17 protein-coding genes are annotated in these 19,847 nt (G+C 54.3%); 7 read left to right on the top strand and 10 right to left on the bottom strand.

Annotated elements, in window-relative coordinates; genetic code table 11:
• From DEQ92_RS20765 to DEQ92_RS20750, 4 genes are all read right to left on the bottom strand, one after another.
• Positions 1–755: hypothetical protein (locus tag DEQ92_RS20765; protein WP_115821702.1), on the bottom strand; the 755-nt coding region annotated here is incomplete at its 3' end.
• Between the two features lie 2 nt (positions 756–757).
• Positions 758–1,597, bottom strand: coding sequence for a hypothetical protein (locus DEQ92_RS20760; protein WP_115821701.1), 840 nt, complete (start codon positions 1,595–1,597; stop codon positions 758–760).
• Positions 1,594–3,342 (bottom strand): hypothetical protein, encoded by a 1,749-nt coding sequence (locus tag DEQ92_RS20755; protein ID WP_199522950.1) that lies wholly within the window; start codon positions 3,340–3,342, stop codon positions 1,594–1,596. Before DEQ92_RS20755 ends, DEQ92_RS20760 begins: the two co-directional genes overlap by 4 nt.
• A gap of 26 nt (positions 3,343–3,368) precedes the next feature.
• Positions 3,369–3,701 (bottom strand): hypothetical protein, encoded by a 333-nt coding sequence (locus DEQ92_RS20750; RefSeq protein WP_233516921.1) that lies wholly within the window; start codon positions 3,699–3,701, stop codon positions 3,369–3,371.
• A gap of 578 nt (positions 3,702–4,279) precedes the next feature.
• Between DEQ92_RS20750 and glmM the strand changes: the two genes are divergently transcribed.
• The 5 genes from glmM to DEQ92_RS20725 all read left to right on the top strand — a co-directional run bounded on the left by glmM (position 4,280) and on the right by DEQ92_RS20725 (position 12,063).
• Positions 4,280–5,602 carry a phosphoglucosamine mutase gene (glmM, locus tag DEQ92_RS20745; protein WP_115821699.1) on the top strand — a complete coding sequence of 441 codons (1,323 nt, stop codon included), beginning with the start codon at positions 4,280–4,282 and terminating at the stop codon, positions 5,600–5,602.
• 135 nt (positions 5,603–5,737) lie between these two features.
• On the top strand, positions 5,738–5,911 hold the full coding sequence (locus DEQ92_RS23515) for a hypothetical protein (RefSeq protein WP_158547644.1): 174 nt from the start codon (positions 5,738–5,740) through the stop codon (positions 5,909–5,911).
• A gap of 1,643 nt (positions 5,912–7,554) precedes the next feature.
• A complete protein-coding gene (locus DEQ92_RS20735) occupies positions 7,555–8,346 on the top strand; it encodes a polyprenol monophosphomannose synthase (protein WP_115821698.1) in 792 nt (263 codons plus the stop codon).
• Positions 8,343–9,434, top strand: a complete 1,092-nt coding sequence (locus tag DEQ92_RS20730; RefSeq protein ID WP_199522949.1) for a glycosyltransferase family 4 protein — start codon at positions 8,343–8,345, stop codon at positions 9,432–9,434. The genes DEQ92_RS20735 and DEQ92_RS20730 overlap by 4 nt, the downstream gene beginning before the upstream one ends.
• The gene (locus DEQ92_RS20725; protein WP_115821697.1) at positions 9,424–12,063 is read left to right on the top strand and encodes a GtrA family protein; all 2,640 of its coding nucleotides are present in this window, start codon (positions 9,424–9,426) and stop codon (positions 12,061–12,063) included. Before DEQ92_RS20730 ends, DEQ92_RS20725 begins: the two co-directional genes overlap by 11 nt.
• Before the next feature lie 231 nt (positions 12,064–12,294).
• On the opposite strand, the gene DEQ92_RS20720 is transcribed toward DEQ92_RS20725, so the two are convergent.
• The gene (locus DEQ92_RS20720; protein WP_115821696.1) at positions 12,295–12,942 is read right to left on the bottom strand and encodes a hypothetical protein; all 648 of its coding nucleotides are present in this window, start codon (positions 12,940–12,942) and stop codon (positions 12,295–12,297) included.
• 295 nt (positions 12,943–13,237) lie between these two features.
• On the opposite strand from DEQ92_RS20720, the gene DEQ92_RS24175 reads away from it, so the two are divergent.
• Complete coding sequence (locus DEQ92_RS24175; protein WP_115821704.1) at positions 13,238–13,465, top strand: MarR family transcriptional regulator; 228 nt, start codon at positions 13,238–13,240, stop codon at positions 13,463–13,465.
• 11 nt (positions 13,466–13,476) lie between these two features.
• Here DEQ92_RS24175 and DEQ92_RS20710 read toward each other — a convergent pair whose 3' ends face one another.
• Positions 13,477–13,713: a MarR family transcriptional regulator gene (locus DEQ92_RS20710; protein ID WP_115821695.1), complete on the bottom strand. Its 237-nt coding sequence runs from the start codon at positions 13,711–13,713 to the stop codon at positions 13,477–13,479.
• Between the two features lie 190 nt (positions 13,714–13,903).
• On the opposite strand from DEQ92_RS20710, the gene DEQ92_RS20705 reads away from it, so the two are divergent.
• Complete coding sequence (locus DEQ92_RS20705; protein ID WP_115821694.1) at positions 13,904–14,212, top strand: hypothetical protein; 309 nt, start codon at positions 13,904–13,906, stop codon at positions 14,210–14,212.
• 1,652 nt (positions 14,213–15,864) lie between these two features.
• On the opposite strand, the gene DEQ92_RS20695 is transcribed toward DEQ92_RS20705, so the two are convergent.
• The 4 genes from DEQ92_RS20695 to DEQ92_RS20680 all read right to left on the bottom strand — a co-directional run bounded on the left by DEQ92_RS20695 (position 15,865) and on the right by DEQ92_RS20680 (position 19,695).
• Positions 15,865–17,058: an orc1/cdc6 family replication initiation protein gene (locus DEQ92_RS20695; RefSeq protein WP_115821692.1), complete on the bottom strand. Its 1,194-nt coding sequence runs from the start codon at positions 17,056–17,058 to the stop codon at positions 15,865–15,867.
• Positions 17,059–17,453: 395 nt separating this feature from the next.
• Entirely contained in the window at positions 17,454–17,954 is a 501-nt protein-coding gene (locus DEQ92_RS20690; RefSeq protein ID WP_115821691.1) for a metal-dependent hydrolase, read from the bottom strand.
• A complete protein-coding gene (locus DEQ92_RS20685) occupies positions 17,947–18,477 on the bottom strand; it encodes a hypothetical protein (protein WP_233516920.1) in 531 nt (176 codons plus the stop codon). The genes DEQ92_RS20690 and DEQ92_RS20685 overlap by 8 nt, the downstream gene beginning before the upstream one ends.
• Before the next feature lie 69 nt (positions 18,478–18,546).
• Entirely contained in the window at positions 18,547–19,695 is a 1,149-nt protein-coding gene (locus DEQ92_RS20680; RefSeq protein WP_115821690.1) for a glycosyltransferase family 4 protein, read from the bottom strand.
• Between the last annotated feature and the right edge of the window lie 152 nt (positions 19,696–19,847).

Raw genomic sequence — 19,847 nt, 5'->3', positions numbered from 1 at the left:
TGGAGAAAGGCGGTTGCAGGATTGAATGTCCCACTGGTGAACAGGAGGTCATAGCCTTTGAACACGACCGCTGCGGGGAGTGGAAGGACGACTAACGGAACGAATCGTTTTGCGAAGCCAGTCGCGATGTCGGAGAGAATGGGGATGTTTCCATATCCGAGCGCGATGGCGATGGGCATCCCATAGACGTAGACGTACAGCAAGATCTCGCGGATGAAAAAGAGGGCTTGAATCGCCCACATCGAGATGCCGCCGATTGCGGCGAGGAGGAGGCCTAAGATGGGGTTGAAAGTGATTGTGCTCAGGAATCCACTGAGTACCCTTGATAAGCTAGAAAGAGATGGAATGAGAGCGATTGTAAATCCGTCTACGAGGAGCAGAGAGACGGTACCAACCCAGTACCACGAGATGATGAAAATTGCACCATTCCAGGCATTTTTCTTTGTTTTTCGCGCTTCATACGTACTCCCCATATCGAAAATACGGATCACGTGCCGAGCTTGGACACTGATCATTAGGAGTAACAGTGCAACGAGCATAATTTCACCACCAACGAGCGCGTCCCGAATTTGAATCCACGGACTGTTCAACGGGGTACCAAACACAAATGCACCGTTTGTCTGTGGGGTAGGTGTGCCGAATAGCTCAGTAGAGAGTGCAGTGTAACCTGTCTGGATTCCATCGATGAACGAGTCTGTGAGCCACTTGATGACATCTTTGAATCCTTCTAAAACAACGTCTATGAGATCAACCACGGTCAGATCACACTAATCTTGATCTCGCAATCGGTCATTGCCACCGAACCAGAGTATTTAATCTCGAAGTTCTCAGAGATCTCGTTACCAGAAACTCGTGTTTCAATATGGGTAGAAAATTTTCCGGTGTCCATATTCACACTACAACCCATCCCCTCGTCGCCGGTCTGAGCACTGAATGGCAGAGAATTACTGTACACATCTCTGGTCTCACTAGCCGGGATAACTACTGTATCTGCCTCATAGGTCCCCTCATTCCGCGGGTTCTCAGCTGGATTAGGAACATCTCCCAAGAATCGGAGTGAGATTGCTGCATCAGGACCAGTTCCAGAATTATGGATTGAAACAAACGCTTCACTGTCTTTTCTTCGATTAGTCTCGCTCTCCCCGTAGACCTCGTCCCACGGCTTGTCTGGGTTGTTCCTGAAGAGACCGACGTCAACGATTTCGAGTTGCGGTCGGATCTCCAACTTCGTCTCGGATACGGTCTCACCACTTTGAACGGCAATCACTCGATAGTCACCGGGGTCGTACGCAGTCCCAATCTCGAATGAGACTTGCTGAACGCCGGTCGCGACCTCACGCGTCCCGAATAGCTCTCCATTCGGCTGGATGAGGTTGATCTGTTCGACATCACTCTCAGAGCCGAGTCTGACGACAAGCGTGGTCCCCTCCACAGCGACCTGACGCAAGGCTCCTTGATCATCAGAATCGCCATTCGTGCTGGTCGTCCCGCCACTGGACTCACTGCCGTTGAGGCAGCCAGCAATGCCAGCGAGTGAGAGTCCTGCTGTTGTTCGGAGGACGGTACGTCGATCGAATTGTGAGTGATCGTGTGTCATGGATATCGTTCAGAATCATCGCGTGGCCCGAAAAATCGGAGAACTTGCCTGCCGGCATAGAACGTCACAACGAAGGGGATGAACTGCCAGCCGACCTCAATGAGTAACCCAACCCACCCATCGAGTGTTCCCAGTGGATGCCACCGGACAGTCGCCGTCTCGGAAACATAGGCTGGGTTTGCGACAAGCCACGTTCCCGGGTGATAGCGTGCGGTGTAGACTCCTGGTTGGTCGATGGTCACGACTGCGAGGCCGGACTCGTTCGTCCGAACACGCTGGTCAGCAATGGTGATGTATCCCCCACCAGATTCACCGTTGAGCGAGGTTTGGCGTTCGTCAGCCGTGAGGTCAATCGGAGAGCCGGTCTCGTTATCTCGAAGTGCAATGTGAACAGTCGCCTGATCGTTCGTCTGCGTGACCACGTCGGCAGTGAGTCGACTCTCGCGAAGTTCACGATCCGGACCACGGCCAACAGATGACGTGATGGGCGTTGCGTTGCTGCCACGGACGATGCCAGCAACACGGAGTGCGTCGCGGTCAAGCTCAGTTGTGCGGACTGCAAGTCCGTAGGTGGGTGTATATGACTGGTCGACGACTTCGACAGCCACCGTGTCTGCGAGTGTCGACTGTGGCGAGGTTCGTTCGCGCCCCCACGAGTCGAGTATCGTCGGGCCATTACGAATTGGGGCAGTTCGTGGCCCGATGCGTGATGGGTAGGCATGAACATACACCGGGAGTGCTTCGGACTGGACCTCGGTCTCGGCTGTGGCTGTTGCCTGCGTGAGCCGGTCCCACCGGCGGTCACGAGCTGTGTAGAAGCGCCAGACACCACGAACGCGTGAGTCGCCATCCTCGGTGAGTGTGTAGCCCTGCCACGGCCTCGACTGGAAGATTGCGACTCCTGTATCGCCGTCTGGATAGTCCGCGTCGTAGGCGTATGCATGAAGGTTGTAGACTTCGACAGGAATTGAATCGGCGACGGTGATCGTCTCAGTCGGATAAGCGACGTCCGTCTGGGTTCGGTTCCCGACTGAGCGTGTCGTCGTCTTCTTGAGTTGGACGTCGATATCGGCTTCGAGCGTGAGTGTTGTACTCCATGTCTCGTCGAGGTGGTACGCAAGGACTGGTGTGTGAGTTCCAACTGATCGCGTAATGACGTCATCATCCGATTTCAGACGGACCTCCGAAATTTCGTCGTCAACGAGAGACCACGAGACAGATGACCGATTGGAGTGGTGGCCATCGGGAATCCGAACACGGTAATCCACAAATCCACGAACGCTCCCGTTGGGTGCGACATAGAGTGGTGTCTCCCCTGCTTCGAGGTGGCCTCGTGTCGATGGATGGACGGCGAAGAACGTCGCATGTGCATCGTCGATGTAGACCCCGTCTTTGAGAGACGCGTGGTCCGGGTACACCGATGTCTGTGTACTGCCTGCGCGTAGGTCACCGAAGTCATTGCGTGTCCACGTTGCTGCGGTCGCCGGTGGGCGTGTGAACGTGATATCTGTCCCATTGGCGAGTTGCTGGATGGGGCTTCGGCGTTCCCCGTAGCGGTGGCGATACTCCGTTTCGTTCACGTACTCATCTGCGTCATGAGACCACAGCGTTGCCGTCTCGTTTTCGGTCAAGCCATTGGATTCTGTCCCCGGAAGTGGTGGCGTTGCTGTGACGAGACCGGTGAGACCGAGACCACTCGTGACGACGAGCCAGACGATGACGACGGCCCACGGTTCAGTACGCATGCGGGAAGGCAATGTTCGGCCCGTGGTCACCAGGGGGCGAGGTCAACACACTGCGCAAGTGGGAGTCCCATTAACGACCCTGCAACGGTGTATAAGGGACCGAGTACGAGGAGGGTGACTGCGGATTTCAACGTCGTCCGCATGTGTTCTTTCAGTTGAGCTTTCTGCTCGTGGTTCGTCGTGAACATCTGGAAGAGAGAGTCCCCTTGCCAGACAACGACGAGACCGATCAGCCCGAGGCCCGTAGTTAATTGAAAGAAGCCCTCCAGCATCTGTGGTAGTTTGCTTGCACTGCAGATGACTCCATCCTGGGCTGCAACAGGCTGTGTGAGAACAATGAGTCCACCGAGGGCAATCATCACGGCGATACGGCCGGACGAAACAAATCGAGTTGAATCGTGAGCTGAATTGACTACTGTATTGGGTGCGTTGTCTTTTTCGTTCGACATGTGGGTTGCTTGTGAATTGCGTCTCGATGGCGACAATTCCTACAAATCAAACTTTTAGGCCATAATTAAGTTCTTTTGATTGTGGAATGTGTGTTTTGGGTGCTAATACTTGTGAGATATCTAGAATTCAGTGGTAGTTCTTTGTTTCATGACTGTCTTGGATGCGAGGAATTGTTACTCTTGATATGCGTGTCGAACAGACCTCCAGCAGTACGTTTCGGTTTTCGGAGGGTGTACGAAGATCACCGTGCTGTACACGCTTGGCCGGGGTGTTCTACGGCGATTGATTCTTCGGTGTCATTACCCCTAGCGATGGCGAACTTGTACGTCTCGGCTTAGTTCGTAAGGCAGGAGCCATTCCACGCGGGAGTAGAGAGCTTCGAGTGTATCGACAGACGCCTGTGTTGGGATGACACATACATGCGCTGGTTTCGATTTTCGATACGACGAGACGAAGTGCTCATTGCGAATTGTATGAATATGTCTGTATGTTCGGAACGAGTGGGGTTCGTGGTCGATTTGGGGATACCATCACTCCTGAATTCGCTACTGCGCTCGGACACGCACTCGCTGCGTGTGACTACGACCGCATTGTCATCGGTCGCGACGCGCGAACAACGAGTCCGCTCCTCGCAGACGCCGTGAGTTCGGCACTTCGTGGGGCAGGTACCGATGTTATCTGTGCTGGCCGTGTCGCAACACCAACGCTCGCACGAGGTGTGTCGTTAACTGATGCTGACGCCGGCGTGATGATCACCGCCTCACACAACCCGCCGGCAGACAACGGATTCAAACTCTGGTCACCTTCGGGACAAGCATTCAACGAAGCACAGCGTGACGCAATCGAGAGAGCACTTGCAGCAGGTGATGCGGTCTCTGTTTCGTGGGACGCAGTCGGTCACGAAACAACCTCCCCAGACCTTACAGAATCCCACGTCAGCGAATTATCTGACGCAGTCGATATCGACGGTGATGTCTCTGTTGTCGTCGACATCGGAAACGGGATGGGTGGCGCAACTGTTGACGCGCTGCTGGAGATGGGCTGTGATGTTCAGACCCTCAATGCAACGCCAGACGGCCGGTTCCCCGGACGACCGAGCGAACCGACAGCAGAGACGTGTATAACGTTGTGCTCTGTCGTTGAAGCAACTGATGCCGACCTCGGAATCGCACATGATGGTGACGCAGACCGAATGATGGCGGTCGATGAAACAGGTTCGTTCGTTGAGGGTGACGAACTACTTGCACTCTTCGGTCGCGACGTGGTTTCTGCTGGTGAGTGTGTCGCTGCCCCGCTGAATACGAGTCTCCTCGTCGACGATGTGCTTGCGGCACAGGATGCATCGCTCACGCGGACGAAAGTTGGTGATGTGTTTGTCGCCGAACGAACACAAGCGGGTGACGTTGTCTTTGGTGGTGAACCCAGTGGTGCGTGGATCTGGCCTGATGAAACGCTTTGCCCTGATGGCCCGCTTGCAGCGTGTAAACTCGTTGAGCTTGTTGAACAACGTGGCTCGCTTGCAACCCAGCGTTCAGAGCTTGCATCGTATCCACTTCGTCGGACAAGCCTTGAGGTCGACAATAAGCGAGACATTATGGAAGCCGTCCGCTCGTCACTACTCGAACAGTACGATACGACCGCAGTCTCCACGCTCGACGGCGTCCGTGTTGAACACGACAATGGTTGGTTTCTCGTCCGTGCAAGCGGCACACAGCCATTGATTCGGCTGACCGCCGAAGCACGGTCCGCGGCCCAGGCAGATGCGTTGCTCGAGACTGCGCGTGGGGCCGTTGAGGAGACAGGGATATAATCGTCCATTCTGCGTGCGATCCCTGATTCGCTCAGCTCGTCATTCTTGATCTCGTGACTGTCTTTAATTGGATCATCGTCTATGCAAGTGTAACTCCTAGTAACGGTTATTTATCGGACCTTCGTACCGAGCGCTATGGAACGCGACGATTTCAAAGATATTCAGGAATCAGAGACTACTGACGAACGTACGATTGAAGACGAGGTTGGTGAGCTATCGGTTGAAACGACCGAGAAAGTCATTCAAGTGAGCTACATCAGCGAAGCCGAAGCCCGTTGTGGGCTGTGGGGCAACGAGCGCTGGCGCTAATCGGGTTTCTCTACCACAATTGCTCTAGGGGCTGTTCATTGGGTGATTCAGACGGTCAGACTTGGAGTCCTGATCGTTCGATTCTCTGTGGTGTCTGGACGCGTGACTTCGACCGCTCACCTCATCCCACGTCGGTCCGTGGAGTATGCATACAGATAGGTACACACGAGAATCGCTGCGCCAATACCGACGATATTCTGCAGTAGATCTGTAACCGTCATAACGAACACGAGCGAGAACACGCCGTAACACGCGAGCCCGCCAAAGAGACACATCGCGAACCGCTTTCGAACCCAGTACAGTTCGTGTTCGCGTTTCTGTGGGAGGCCATCGACCACTGGCCAGTACGACCCTGCGATGAAGCCGACCGCAATTGCACACACGAACAGCAACAACAGCGTTTGTCCACTCCAACGCAGGAGCTCACTAGGCGTCCAATGGGTGACGGCACTCACGGCGAGGATCGACGCACTTCCAATCATTGGAAACGCGATCGAGGCGATACCAGCGCCTTGACAGGCGGCCATGAACCGAGTGAGCGGGTCTGGACGAGTGGGACCGTACGATTCGACCGACATCGTGAGCGAATCCACTCACGGCGCATAGTTGGGTATTTCGGCAGGGGGTGCTCCTCAACGTGGGTTGGACAATGCCGATACTCATCACAGCCTGAATAACGTACTTGGGGCACACCTCACACCGAGTGAGTAGTGGTACGAACGGATGAAGTTCGTCAGTTTGGTTCTTGCGTCCTAGTGATTCGACTGGTTACCACTTTTTAATTGAGAATATCTGCCCCTCGCACGTCGAGGATACCGAAACCGTGGTCGGCTACGATGACACGAGCAATTTCTACTCCAAGGGTGTATCTTGCATCTCTTCGAGAGTTACTCTCCAACCACAGCGTTGAGAGTAGCGAATGTAATCCCAGCAGTGATGCCGTACAAAAGTCCTCTGGAAAGCGGCTGATTCAATACGAATGAGTAGATGAGCCCTGCTACAACGCCGGATGTGACTAAGTACATAAAAAACGCAGTCGGATGTGAATCAACCCACGAACCAGCACTTTCGCTTGACTCTGGGCTCCTCATATGATACTATTTGCACACGTGAAAATAAAACGAATCCCATCTCGTTGACCGACTAGCGCGCTGTATTCAGCACGGAAACCGAACCCTACCATTGACTGAGGATTTCAACAGAGCCTCTTCTCTCTGTAGACAGGAGGACCATATATTGTTGTCATCTCGGAGAACTTTGGGGAATAGCTGCTAGGACAGGAACTGGAGATGCGCATAATGGGAGAGAGTGTCACTCACCACGAGTAGCACTCACTAAAGATAGATTCTGCAGAAATTGTCAAATCTAGATATATCTAATAAATAGATGAACTGAAAGAGTATTTCACAATTCAGTACATATTAACGATTCCAAATGGCATCCATTTTCCGGAACAAAGGATCAAGATATTGCCTATAGAGAGCCGATTGACGCAAATTCACGGCCATTACCATATGGTAATCTAACATGGCCAATACTAAATATGAACTTCAGAAATGAAAATCTTCGTTTGATGATAATAATTGGTTATTAGTATATAATATATACTTCATAACAATACCAACTATTCTCATTTCTGCGGTATGGCTGTGGAAGAGATACAGCAACGATACCAAGCAGGACAAACTGGTGCACCGAAGAGAGAAACAGATAGTGTCGACATCTATCGAGGAAATCACCTTGAGAGTATCTCGGTTATCGTTCCGACATACAACGAGGCAGATAACATCTTAGCTGTCATCGAACGTACGAAGCAGGCACTCAGAGATGTGGAACATGAGATTATCGTTGTCGACGATGACTCCCCAGACAATACCTGGCGAATTGTTGAGCTTGCCTACGAAGACGATCCACTGGTGAAGGTCTACCGGCGCCAACGCGACAAGGGGCTCGGAAACGCCGTTATGTGCGGATTTAGTCAAAGCACGTACACGTGTTGTGCAGTTATCGATGCAGATCTTCAACACCCCCCAGAGAAACTCCCGGAACTGCTCTTCCATATGGACGACGACGTCGAGATTGTAATTGGGAGTCGTCACACAGACTTCGGCCGTATTAAACGGTGGCCTCTCACCCGAAGACTCGTTAGTGCCGGTGCAACGTTCATCTCGAAGAGTCTACTCCCAACCACTAGAGAGTTCCACGACCCGCTTAGCGGATTCTTTATCGTCCGACGGGATTGTATCGAAGCGGAACAGCTCCAACCAAACGGATATAAAATCCTTCTCGAATTGTTGGTTCGAGGTGGAATATCGAGAGCAGTAGAAGTCCCGTACGTCTTTGACGAACGGACCCGTGGCGAATCAAATTTGACGATTAGCGAGTATTTGAATTTCCTGACTCATATTTTCGACCTGAGAGGTGACATACGATGACCGGTGAATCGCACCGGGTCGCGCTTTGTCCTCATTTCTCGGTTGAACACTTCCGAGGTGGTGAAAAGTGGGTTGTGACTCTCGCGAACTATCTCGTTCAGCACACTGATGCAGAGGTTGCCATTCATGCGTATCCGTACGCCCCGAACGGCACTCGTCGAGTGAGCGTTGAGGACGTGCTCGACGAGCGGATCGAGTACACGGAACGCTGGCGCCACGACCTATCTGGAGTAGACACGGCGTACGTCTTCTACCATCCTGGGGCGCGACTTTCGTTCCCCAGAGCAAATCAATACATCGCTGGGATTCACTCGTGGGCGTACATCTCACAGAGACTCTACGAACCTCATTATGGACTCGTCCCAACGGCCGTCAAGACGCTGTATAAGTTCGTCGGGTCACGAGACCTCAGGTGGTACGACCTCGTCCATACTGTCACGCCTGCATTCGGAGTGGATCATCCTGGCCTTGTCACGATACCAAACTTCGTCGACACGGACATTTTCCACCCTACTACCGGTACTCCAGACTCGGAGTTCACCGTCCTCGTGACCGCAGCGCACATCCCAGAAAAAGGATGGGATTTCGTCGAGAGGGTCGCAGAACAATTACCCAATGAGATTCGAGTGTGTGCAACAGGCGAGGTGTCTCACCCGGACATCACCGGGCTGGGATTCCTCTCTGAGACGGAATTGGCAGCAGCTTACGCTCGATCGCACGTAGTGTTCCACCCTTCTCGTGTGGACACAGACAGCATGGTAATCAACGAGAGCTGTGCGAGCGCGACGCCTATCGTGACGAGTCCGATCCCAACGCACATCCGTGAGAACGCTGGCGTCCTCCACGCGGGAACCGTCCAAGAGATGAGGTATTGTCTCGAGAAACTCTACAGAGAGTGGTCGGACGCTCCCGAACTGTACGAGTCTCGATGCAAGGCCGCCCACCAATCCGTCCGTGGGCACGAATCTCAGACCGTGTTCCCCCAACTCCAGGCTATGCTCACTGGTGAGCAGCCTCCGATGACGGGGAATAGACAAGCCACGACAACAGATTCAACGTTCGTCTCACCGATTTCAAATGACTACTGAGAACACCCTCAAACAGTCAGTTGAGGATAAGGTACGAGTAGTAACGTCTCAACGAAAGATACTATTCAGTAAGTACGTTATCGTGGGATTGCTCGGGATCGTGATCAACGAAGGCGTGTTGTTCGTCGCCACCGGGATCCTCGGCATTTCCTACCTCATTGGTGGGGCACTGGGGCAATTCATCAGTACCGCGATTAATTACACTATCAATGATTCGTGGACTTGGAGGGAGTACGGCGATGGTGGTATCAAAGCTTGGCTTTGGCGAGGACTGAAATACGGGAGTACAAGGCTCGTCGGCATGGGAATCCACCTTGTCGCACTCGTATTACTTGTCGAGTACGTCCAGTTGAACTATCTCGTAGCGAACCTCATCGCGATCGTTGTTGGGACGTTCTGGGGATTTGGTGCGAGCGATACCATCGTCTGGAATCGAGATACGACTCTGGACCCTCAAATCGAAGCGGTGAAAAGACATATCCAGACCACGATCCCGTCCCCGGATCGAAACACCCGAATCGTACTACTCGGCTCATTTGTACTCTTCGTACTCTTCTCGCTCTATCTGAGTCTGTTGTATCGGGGGTTCTGGTTGACCGGTGGTGACTTCGGTTCATATGTTCACGGATTCGAAACTCTCCGTACTGGCACGGGGTTCCTCCACACCGGTCGGTACCGGGTCGGAAACCCAACGAGCGCGTACTGGGGCGAACACTTTTCGCTCACTCTATTTGTCGCCTACGCGTTCTATGCAATAGCCCCATCCGCATACACGCTCATCGTCGTCAAGTCGTTCGTCTTGGCTGCAAGCATCCCGCTTGTCTGGATCCTCGGTCGTGAAATCCTAAACTCAGACCGTTTTGCCGCCATCATCACGATCTCGTACGCGCTCAACCCGTTCTTGTTTTCGGCGTGGTTGTTCGACTTCCAAGAACAGATCTTCCTGCCAGTATTGCTGTTTACCGCGTATCTTATGTATAGCCGACAGCGCTACGGTCTGTTTCTCGCGTTGACCGCTGCAGTCCTGCTCACGAACGAGTTCTTAGTTATCATCATGGCTGGAGCATTGGTCGGCTACGTACTCGTTTCTCTCCGCGAAGACCGAATTCAGCGAGAGTGGCCCGTGTTTGTCGGCGTGGCGACGTTAATCATCGGGGTCCATATCCTCGCAGGATACGTGATTGGTCAATACAACCAGTTTAGTGGAATTCCGGTCAGGAGTCTCGCAGAATCCATCAGACCGTTCGTCCAGAGCGAGCGAGTGAGCACCGGGGCATTGGTGCAAATACTCATCAACCACCCGGATGCAGCACTCGGGGCATTGGTCTACGACTTCTGGCAGAAGGGTGCCTTCCTTATCTTATTGCTCGTTCCGGTGGGGTTCTTGTCCATCTTCGACGAGTTCTCGCTCGCCTCTATTGCCCCGTTCATCGGATTCGCATGGGTGTTCGCAGGAATGGACGTGTACTACTCGTTTGGAGCACACTACCCATTGTATCTGCTTCCATTCTTGTACATTGGGGCGATCCGTGTACTCGGCCGACTCGACCCCCCTCGACCCTCCAAGAAGATATTTGTCCACCTCTGTGTAGGCATGCTACTAGTCAGTATCCTCGGTGTCGGGGGGGCAGTCGCAGATACACAGGCAGTCCCACAAGACACTACACACATGGAAGTCCTTCGAGCCGGCCTAGAAGAGATACCGGCCAACGCATCGGTTGTTACTCAGAACGACGTGTACCCCCATCTAGCCAAACACCCAAACGCGCTGTTCATCGCAACCCCGGCAACGTACCAGAAGTACACCGAACAGAATTCAGTCGAACCGGTTGAGTATCTCGTCTTCGATACGAAACTCGACTCACGTCGAGAAGACTGGAATACTATCATTTCGGGAGTCTACGCCTCTGAGCTCGGCGAGGAGTATCGGTTGTATATGTACGAGGATGGCGTCTGGATATTCAAGCGTGGGTACGAAGGGGAACCTAGAGGGATCACCTCGGCGTACGAGCTCCCGAGCGTGGCATATTCAATCGACGATGTCTACCGCTTGAACAGCCAGTCTATCGATGTGCAGCGATACGACCGGCGGTTAATCAGTAAGTACGGTTCCGCAGGCGATACCATCTGGTTCGGCCCGTACGACTCCTTACCACCGGGGACCTACGACGTGACGTTCGAAGTTCGTGTCTCTGCCCCTGCTGAGGCGACTCCATTGTACGTCGATGTCGGGTCGGCAGATGAGAGTGGGGTATTCGAGAAGCGAGTGATTGGCGACACTGACGGATGGCAACGAGTGACGATGACGATGACGCTCAACGAGTTCCACTCGAACATGGAGTACCGAGGGTTCCGGACTGGTGATGCTGGAACGATAGAGTTCAAAGGAATTAGTGTCACTCCCACGGACAGTAAAGACGGTCAAGTGAGCGAGGAGAATTCGTTGACTACGCCGATGTACGATGGCCCGGTCGTGCTGCAAGCGAATGGTGCACCAGTCTTCTCGCCCGGACAGTTTGGTGAGAATCCAGGATGCGGCGCATACGGGCCGGCACAGTTTGACCCACAGCCTGACCAAGGGTCTGACGAGAAAGGACATAGCCCACATGGGAAACCTTGCTACGTTTGATTCATTTTTCAGAGTGACCAAAACCCGATCGGGCCTCTCCTAAGTGAATCACACCCGTTGTGATATCGCTCGTTCGGCTCGCCACCGGAAACTCGTTTTCCTCACCCACATTACCCTTGTCCACAGGAGGGCTTTCTCGAGTGCTGCTGCTAGCTTGGGGGGCTGTACCCGCGGTGGGTGTCGACGACCCGTGGAGTGCGTTCCGACTATCGACGGTTGATCACACGCTCGCTAGCGCCACCCCATCACAACATCCGTGATGCTACTCTTCCCCGAGGCCGTTGGTGTCTCTGCGAGTTCCGAGACAACGTGTTCGGAGAAGATGACGCGTTTGGTTCCGCGGCGTTTCACGATCTTCACGCCTTCTTTGCCGAGGTCATCGAGAAAGTCCATGACGCGACTGACGGTTTGGGTGTGGGGGGTGCGGCCTTCCTTTGCGTGGAGGACGGTGCGAATGGTACTCGAGTCGAGTGCGAAGCCCGCAGGGACGTTCGTGGCGTACTCGCTGATGTCCTTGGCGATGAAGCGAGCACGCTCTTGGTTGGCGGTGAGATTCGACAGCGCCTTCGAGGGAAGTCGGATGAGTTGTTGGAGTGGCGAGAGCTGTGTGTTGGGCTCGTCGTTGGGGGTGTCTTCGGATTCGACGGCGTAGAGACTCTGTTGGAGATGCTTGCGGTGGTCCGTTGCGGCGTCGAGTTCGGCTTCGAGGTCTTGGGTGCGGGTTTCGTAGTGGGCGAGTTGGCCGCGTTGGGATGCGATTGTCTCTGCTTGGGCGTCGACGGTCGCTTCGAGTTGTTCGGTGTCAGCTTCGAGTTCGTCGACGCGGTCTTCGAGTTCGTCGATCCGGGCGGCGAGGTCTTCGATGGAGGGCTTGGTCATTCGTGGCCCTCCGTGCGGCGTGGCTGTGCGACGAGACCTTTTTGCGTGGGTGGTGTGTTCGGAGACATGCGGTTTGGCTTGAACTGACCGCACCGGGTCCGTGCTACAACACGGGTCCTTTCTGAGAGGACCTGATGACCCGGTGAGTCGTTACGCTAGCTAACTTAGTCCACCCACTTCAATTTAGTCACTAACTGGTGACTAATGGCCACAATATAGTGACTATTATCTAACATATCGATTCTGTTAACAGGATGTTCTGACTTGGGTCTGTATGCGCAAACGGGGGGATTGGATGAAGCCAACGGACGACCAGATTCTAGAGATATTGGGTGATTCCGGTCTCGTATTGACGCCTACTGTTGTCGCATTCAATGCTGGATTTGATCGGTCCCACGTGAATCGACGCTTATCAGAATTCGTCGAGAAGGGGCTTGTAACACGTGTTGAACGTGGCAAATACGAAATCTCAGACAAGGGTCTTGGCTATCTATCTGGAGACGTCGACGCATCCGAACTGTAGTACCTCTGTTCCTAGTCTTCTCGCGGATCACTCACGAATTCGAAGAGCCGAGTTGGTTCGTGGACTAGTTTCACGTAGCCGCGAGCCTCGAGTACTTCGAGGCGATTATACACACTGTTTCGTGAGTAGCCGGTCTCATCGACGAGATAGCCTTTCGTCGCAAGTCCCCACGGATGATTGCCATCGCGTCCTCGTTTGAGCACGTCGAGAATCGCTTTGTCTGTCCCAGTAAGGTTTGAGGCGCTCATAGTCGCAGTTAGACTGCAATATGGTATAAACCATGGCGTTATCAATATGCAGATTGACTTGGCATAATGCATAGCATTAAGTTGCTCAAGAACAGAGTTGTAACTGAGAAGTACCGGGTTCGCCTTTCGCAGAAAGGCCACGTGCTGGCACACGTGACCGGGTGGCTTCTCGATTGGAGCAAGAAAGCCAATGTCAACTACGAACACCGCGACACAAGAGCGTACCGTATCGCTAGCCGAGCAACTTACCAACGCCCTCGCACGCTCGTTTACCCTTGGAATCGACACCGAGGGATTCACACACCACTACTTCCGACCTGCCGACGCCGTCGTCGTCTTTGCTGGCCGAACCCTCGACCACTACCAGCCACTCGATGGCCGGCCACTTCGCGAGTGGAAGGCGTTCGTCTCCCAGAAACGTGGGTGGGCTTCGATGGGCCAACTTGCACCCATCGGGCTCCAGGTGGATACCGAGTGGAAGGAGGCCTGCCGCGCATGAGTGCCCACGAAGAACTGCAGATGCACCTCGCCCAAGCGCTGACGCGAACGACTGAGCCGGAGGTGCAGGCGCATCTGCACGCCGCGTTAGAGTCTTGTCAGGAGTTGCCGATGACGCTCGTGGCGTGTCCTGCGTGTGGTGCGGTGGGGCTGCCAGAACGGATCGAGATACACGATTGTCGGCGTCGATAGATCGAGTCTCAAATACTCTCAGCGCAAAACTATATTATAACGCTGAAATACCACTTTCTTGAGTATTCTGTGAATATGGTATTTAAATTGGCTCTGTTGAGATCGCGTTCCTCAGACGAGCCTCGATAAACAGCCGAGTCGACTTCTGCGAATGCACGAATCGGCATTGCAGCCGTCTGTGATGCTTTTTGGGACCTCAAACAACCGGAAGGACTCTCCGTGGAGTGCGTCCCAAACCCTGAATAGTATATTCAGTCAACAGACAAAAATAGTATCAAAACTGATTGTTACCATTTTTAGATAGCTATCACTCATTTTTGGACCGAACCGAAGATCCACAAACACGCTATTCTGGCCACCAGTGTTCCACAAGCGACGCAGTAGGTGGTGAGACTTTGAACAAGACCCCTAGGCTGTGTCTGGCTCGTGGTGTCCCATTGCGTGTTGGAAACTGCGTGCAGGTGTACCGAACATATGGATGTTATACCACTCGGCCCCGACTGCCGTCCACGCTGCCTCGTTACTGCTCGGCGTAACCCGTTCGACGACGTGGCCACACCGATGCGACGGACACAATCTCTAACTAAATGGACGTTCGACACCGCTAGTAGTGTTCTCAGTCCCTCCACTGTGCTCCGGTGTGTCCCTCCAAACACCTCCCTTTCCCGTCGGTGTGCGTGAAACGCATGTGACCGCGCTCGTGATGCTCATCGGCCTCATCTTCGGCGGGATGTATCTGTACACTCGCTGGCGTCAGTATCTGCGGTAGATACAGCCACGGACTGCGTTGCACCCTCTTGACGAACAATACTCACGTTGAGCTGCGGCCGAGTCAGAGAGTACAGTTCGTATGCTCTCCTCTCTGCTGTCTTGCGCTTTCAACGGCGAACGAAAGCATGCGAAATGCACTCTATTCGGTCCCACTTCGGCCACCACGTTCTGAGTGAGGAGTACATTTCGCATGCTTTCCACGTCGGCATCTGCCGTTTTTGGACACAGATTTTAGCATGCGAAATAGACTCCGTTCTTCCCGTGATGACGACGAGATCTGGGTCTTGTCCGTCGTCAATCCGAAGCCGGATTGAGAGAGTACGTTTCGTATGCTATCGACGGTGCTGTCTTGCGTTTTCAACCAAGAAAGAAAGCATACGAAACGTACTCTATCTCAGCTGACTTCGGACGTCATCTTCTGAGTGAGAGAGTAGATTTCGTATGCTTTTCGTGGGTACGTCGTGCGTTTTGCCGTACAGTAGTAACAGACGAACTGTACTGGTGAAGTCGTGTTCAGTTCAGGGTGGTTGTGAGACAGTATATTTCGTATGCTTTTCGCCATACAGCGTCGCCCCTCAAACTCACCTCTGAGCACGCAGACACAACTTGGGGATGACGAAGGCGAAGCCGGCGACTCCATTCCGATCCAAACGAGAGTACGTTTCGTATGCTTCGACCCCCGTTCTCAGGTCACTCGTCGTGTTCGATTTGCTCGCGAGTCTCCAAGACGAGGTCGGAATCGAGATCGAGTTCGTACTCGTAGTACTGTCCACCACTCAATCCCTCGTTTCGATCGTATCGCTTGGCGAAGCCGAGCATGTGGAGATCCGAGAGATGGTCCTGAATACTCTTGAGCGTCGTCAACGGTTCAACGCCCCAGGACCGTGCGACTGTTTTGTAGTGGGATTGAATTTCCTTCGAGCGCACAGGGCAGTTCCCCTGTTCTTCGAGTCGAGCAATCGTCTCCAAGACGAGTTGTGCCTGTTCGGTTTGGTCCCGGATGCGGTTGCTCAATCGACCACGTTGGACAAGGCGTCGAGCTTCCTCGATATGCTCGTCGGTCACGCAGTACTCGCCTCGTTTTTCAGCCACCTCCGCGCCGACACGAAGGAGATCAATCGCTTGGCGTGCATTGCCCATGTCTCGGGCCGCAATCGCGGCCGTCATGGTTATCGCCGACATGTCGTAGCCATCCTCGATGAACGCACGCTCCGCCCTATCGAGGAGGATGGTCTTCAGTTCGGTCGCATCGTACGGGGAAAACGAGATTTCGGTCTCCATCAGCGTGTCTTTGACTTTCGGTGAGAGGTCATCTCTGAACGTGTAGTTGTTGCTGATGCCGATAATCCCAATTCGAGCCTCGTCGATGTGTCCGTTCGACCGCGCGCGTGGGAGTTCGTACAGGAGGGAGTTCGCACCTGAGAGGTGGTCGATTTCGTCGAACGCGAAGATGTGCGTCCCACCAATTCGATCGAGTTGTGTGTACAGTTCGTCAAAGGCGTCTCCCGTTCCCAATCCGCGCTTGGGGAAGTCGCTCGCGTGTGCTGGGAGCAGTTCGTTTACCAAGCGACGAACGACCATGAACAGCGTCTTGCCATTACAGTTTACGTCGTGGACGTGCAGGTCATCTGCTTGTTCTCGCGTCTCGACCTCTGTCGCCAATGCGTCCAGCATGTAGGTCGTGACTGCTGTCTTCCCAAGTCCTGCCTTTCCGTACAGCATGACGTTCTTCGGGTCCCGGCCAAAGAGAACGTCTTGGAGTGCATATCGGTATTCCTCGATTTCTTGGTCCCGCTCGAGAATCTCTTCGGGCTGGTACTCTTCGCTGAGTACACTTTTGTCAGCGAAGATTGTCTCCGTCATGTCGCTGAACGGTCCTGCCATGTCCTTACAGAAACCAGGACGGTGTACTATATAAAACCACACTTCGTCTGTTTCGTATGCTTTCTCATCTCGAACGACGATTGGATCTACCCGACGATACTGGCGTTTCGAGGGCGTTTTCGTGAGACAGAGCATACGAAATGTACTCTCTCACTAAGTGCGGAGACTACCACGTGTGCTGTGACTGGAACCGAGCGATGGTGTGTGGACTCCCTTCCGGTCTACCATCGGGGTGTCTTATTCTAGAGAAAGCATACGAAATGTACTGTCACATTCGATGGGTTCCTGTGTATCAACCCAATTCGTGGATCGGAGTGAGTGATATAGGCTGCCCGGGTGCCTGGGTGTGGAGGTTAGCTGTAGGGCTATACAACTGGGGTAGACGAAGGGCTGAATTACGAAGACGCTCGATCTGTCTGCAATCGAGTGATAACATAGACGGTGAGTGCGATTGCACCGAAGACGATGGACGGTTCGAAATCCGTACTCAGGTACAACCCGGGTGTTGGTGGGTGAAGTCGCGTGAGCGGCCAGAGGAGTGGATACGATAACCCAGTCGGTTTCAATAGGAACGCGTCCGCGATGAGGTGCGACGCCGCACCGACTGAGAGAAGCGCAAACACACGGCTGCGCTCCGACTCGGAGACGAGAAGAACACCAATAAGGACCGAACACAGGGCTGCACCTGCGGTGTGAAGGCCAATCCAATCAAACGGTATCCCGAGCAATTGTTCGACTCGAGCGCTTGGAATCAGTAACCTGACCTTGGTCATGTCGGGGATGAACGCCCCAGCCATCGCGACGGTGACGTACGGACGCGTGACCCACTCGTAGCGCCACGAGGCGACCGTGGCAATCGTGTATGCGAGCAGGACGTGTGAGAGCAGGTCAGGCATTGTGGTCCTCCGACTGCGTAGATTGGGAGGTGAGGTCACCTATCCCGAGTGGAGTCTCCCGTGGCACGAGCGACCACGTCTCGTCGAGACGCCACGACCGGATAATTCTTCCAAGCACCCACAGGCCAGCGAGGAACGAAACTGCGTACATGTACAGGTAGTTCCCCGGCGGGACGGTGTAGGCGTTCAACGAACGAATCGTCCGATCTGGTTCGACGACACCGTATACTGAGAGACTGTCACCCTGCTGCGCATCGACAGCGGCGTCGGTAACGCGAAGACGGACCTGTTCACCAGCCCCATACTCAGCGCTGATCGTGAGCGGGTCAGTATCGGTGACCGTGCCCGTGAGACTCACCTGATCGCCGACCCACGCGTCGTAGTCCGTGCCCAACTCTTCGGATCCAGGGTATGCGCCTACCCCTGGTGCAGGTGCAAGTGACCCAAACCAGACCATGAGTCCGAACAGACACCCCAGTAAGGCGAGGATGCTGAGGACACGTCGACGCGGGGGTTGAGTCATTGGTGTTCAGTTTAGAGGTTGGCCGATAAGTTTCACAACTGTGGTGTGTCTCTTGGTTCACCTCAACAGCTACCAGCTACCGTTAACTGCCCGACGATACGCCGCTTCGGCCTGGTCGGCGACGCTGTCCCAATCGTACTTCTCGGCGCGTTTCGTTGGTTCGGTCGGCGGTGTCTCTCCCGCGAGTGCTCGGGCTAACGAGTCTGCGACTGAGTCGACAGTCGGCTCAGCGAGATAGCCGGCGTCGCCGATAACCTCACTCGCGGCGGATTCAGGATGCTGGACGCCGATAACCGTACAGTCGGCGGCCATCGCTTCGGCGTAGGTGATGCCGAAACCCTCTCTGGTTGACGGCGAGGCGAACACGTCCGCGGCGCGCATCTGCCCCAACACGTCCTCGTACTCGTCGAGGAATCCAAGCATGCGCACGCGGTCGGCGTGGTCCAACGAGTTGGCCTGTTGTTCGAGACGGTCGGCCTCTGGCCCGTCGCCGACGACGCCGAGGGTCACGTTGTCGTACTCGTCGGCCACGCGGTCGAAGGCATCGAGGAGGATGGAGACGTTCTTGTCGGCGATGAGCCGTCCGGCGAACAGCACGTCGAAGGAGTCTCCCTCGTCGGGGAGTGGGGCGTTCCGAATCTGATCGACATCGATGCCGTTCGGGACGACCTCGATTGTGTCTCTGTCCCGGCCGATATCGGCGAGGCGGTCGGCGGTGATACCCGAGACGGCGATTGGGTGTTGGGGGACTCTGACGGTGAGGTGTTCGGTGAACTTGCCGAACGGGGCGAGCACGCCGAGGTAGTCGTCCCAGTAGTCGCCCCATACTTCGTGCCAGGTCGTGACGACGGGCACGTCGGTCCCGAGAGCGGCGAGCTTCGAGGAGAGGACAGGGAAGTACGGAAAGACGGAGGCGACGACGAGGTCGTGATTCTCGTTGTGGAGTCGTTTAGCGAGCGGGTAGGCGAGACGGGCGGCGAAGTCGAGCGCTTCGGTGATCGAGCGACGGTCGTCGGTGTAGAGTTCTGTTTCGGGGGCGACTGCACGGAGAGTCACGCCCTCGTGAGTCGTCTCTTTCGGGCCGTCCCAGAAGTGGCGGCCGTAGATGGTTACGTCGTGGCCTCGCTGTGAGAGTCGGGTGGCGATTTCGTGGATACGCTTTTCTGCGCCACCAGTTATGTAGGGGTAAACGACGTTTGAAGTGAATGCCACATCCATTATTCGGGTCATCACCTCTAGACACAAATTCTTTTTCTACTGCCCCATTATTTTCACCACCACCAAAATTGAATTTATTCCAACGGTTCTCTAGTCACCCGATGTTTGTCAAATACATCACTATAGTGTGATCACGATGCCAATATACATTC

The organism is Haloferax sp. Atlit-6N (genome assembly GCF_003383195.1).
Lineage (GTDB): Archaea > Halobacteriota > Halobacteria > Halobacteriales > Haloferacaceae > Haloferax > Haloferax gibbonsii.
This window is presented reverse-complemented; position numbering and strand designations above follow the sequence as displayed.

What these genes read in the sequence shown, in the direction of transcription:
- DEQ92_RS20760 (WP_115821701.1), bottom strand. Translation starts at nt 1,597, where the DNA reads ATGACACACGATCACTCACAATTCGATCGACGTACCGTCCTCCGAACA.
- DEQ92_RS20755 (WP_199522950.1), bottom strand. Translation starts at nt 3,342, where the DNA reads ATGCGTACTGAACCGTGGGCCGTCGTCATCGTCTGGCTCGTCGTCACG.
- DEQ92_RS20750 (WP_233516921.1), bottom strand. Translation starts at nt 3,701, where the DNA reads ATGATTGCCCTCGGTGGACTCATTGTTCTCACACAGCCTGTTGCAGCC.
- glmM (WP_115821699.1), top strand. Translation starts at nt 4,280, where the DNA reads ATGTTCGGAACGAGTGGGGTTCGTGGTCGATTTGGGGATACCATCACT.
- DEQ92_RS23515 (WP_158547644.1), top strand. Translation starts at nt 5,738, where the DNA reads ATGGAACGCGACGATTTCAAAGATATTCAGGAATCAGAGACTACTGAC.
- DEQ92_RS20735 (WP_115821698.1), top strand. Translation starts at nt 7,555, where the DNA reads ATGGCTGTGGAAGAGATACAGCAACGATACCAAGCAGGACAAACTGGT.
- DEQ92_RS20730 (WP_199522949.1), top strand. Translation starts at nt 8,343, where the DNA reads ATGACCGGTGAATCGCACCGGGTCGCGCTTTGTCCTCATTTCTCGGTT.
- DEQ92_RS20725 (WP_115821697.1), top strand. Translation starts at nt 9,424, where the DNA reads ATGACTACTGAGAACACCCTCAAACAGTCAGTTGAGGATAAGGTACGA.
- DEQ92_RS20720 (WP_115821696.1), bottom strand. Translation starts at nt 12,942, where the DNA reads ATGACCAAGCCCTCCATCGAAGACCTCGCCGCCCGGATCGACGAACTC.
- DEQ92_RS24175 (WP_115821704.1), top strand. Translation starts at nt 13,238, where the DNA reads ATGAAGCCAACGGACGACCAGATTCTAGAGATATTGGGTGATTCCGGT.
- DEQ92_RS20710 (WP_115821695.1), bottom strand. Translation starts at nt 13,713, where the DNA reads ATGAGCGCCTCAAACCTTACTGGGACAGACAAAGCGATTCTCGACGTG.
- DEQ92_RS20705 (WP_115821694.1), top strand. Translation starts at nt 13,904, where the DNA reads ATGTCAACTACGAACACCGCGACACAAGAGCGTACCGTATCGCTAGCC.
- DEQ92_RS20695 (WP_115821692.1), bottom strand. Translation starts at nt 17,058, where the DNA reads ATGGCAGGACCGTTCAGCGACATGACGGAGACAATCTTCGCTGACAAA.
- DEQ92_RS20690 (WP_115821691.1), bottom strand. Translation starts at nt 17,954, where the DNA reads ATGCCTGACCTGCTCTCACACGTCCTGCTCGCATACACGATTGCCACG.
- DEQ92_RS20685 (WP_233516920.1), bottom strand. Translation starts at nt 18,477, where the DNA reads ATGACTCAACCCCCGCGTCGACGTGTCCTCAGCATCCTCGCCTTACTG.
- DEQ92_RS20680 (WP_115821690.1), bottom strand. Translation starts at nt 19,695, where the DNA reads ATGGATGTGGCATTCACTTCAAACGTCGTTTACCCCTACATAACTGGT.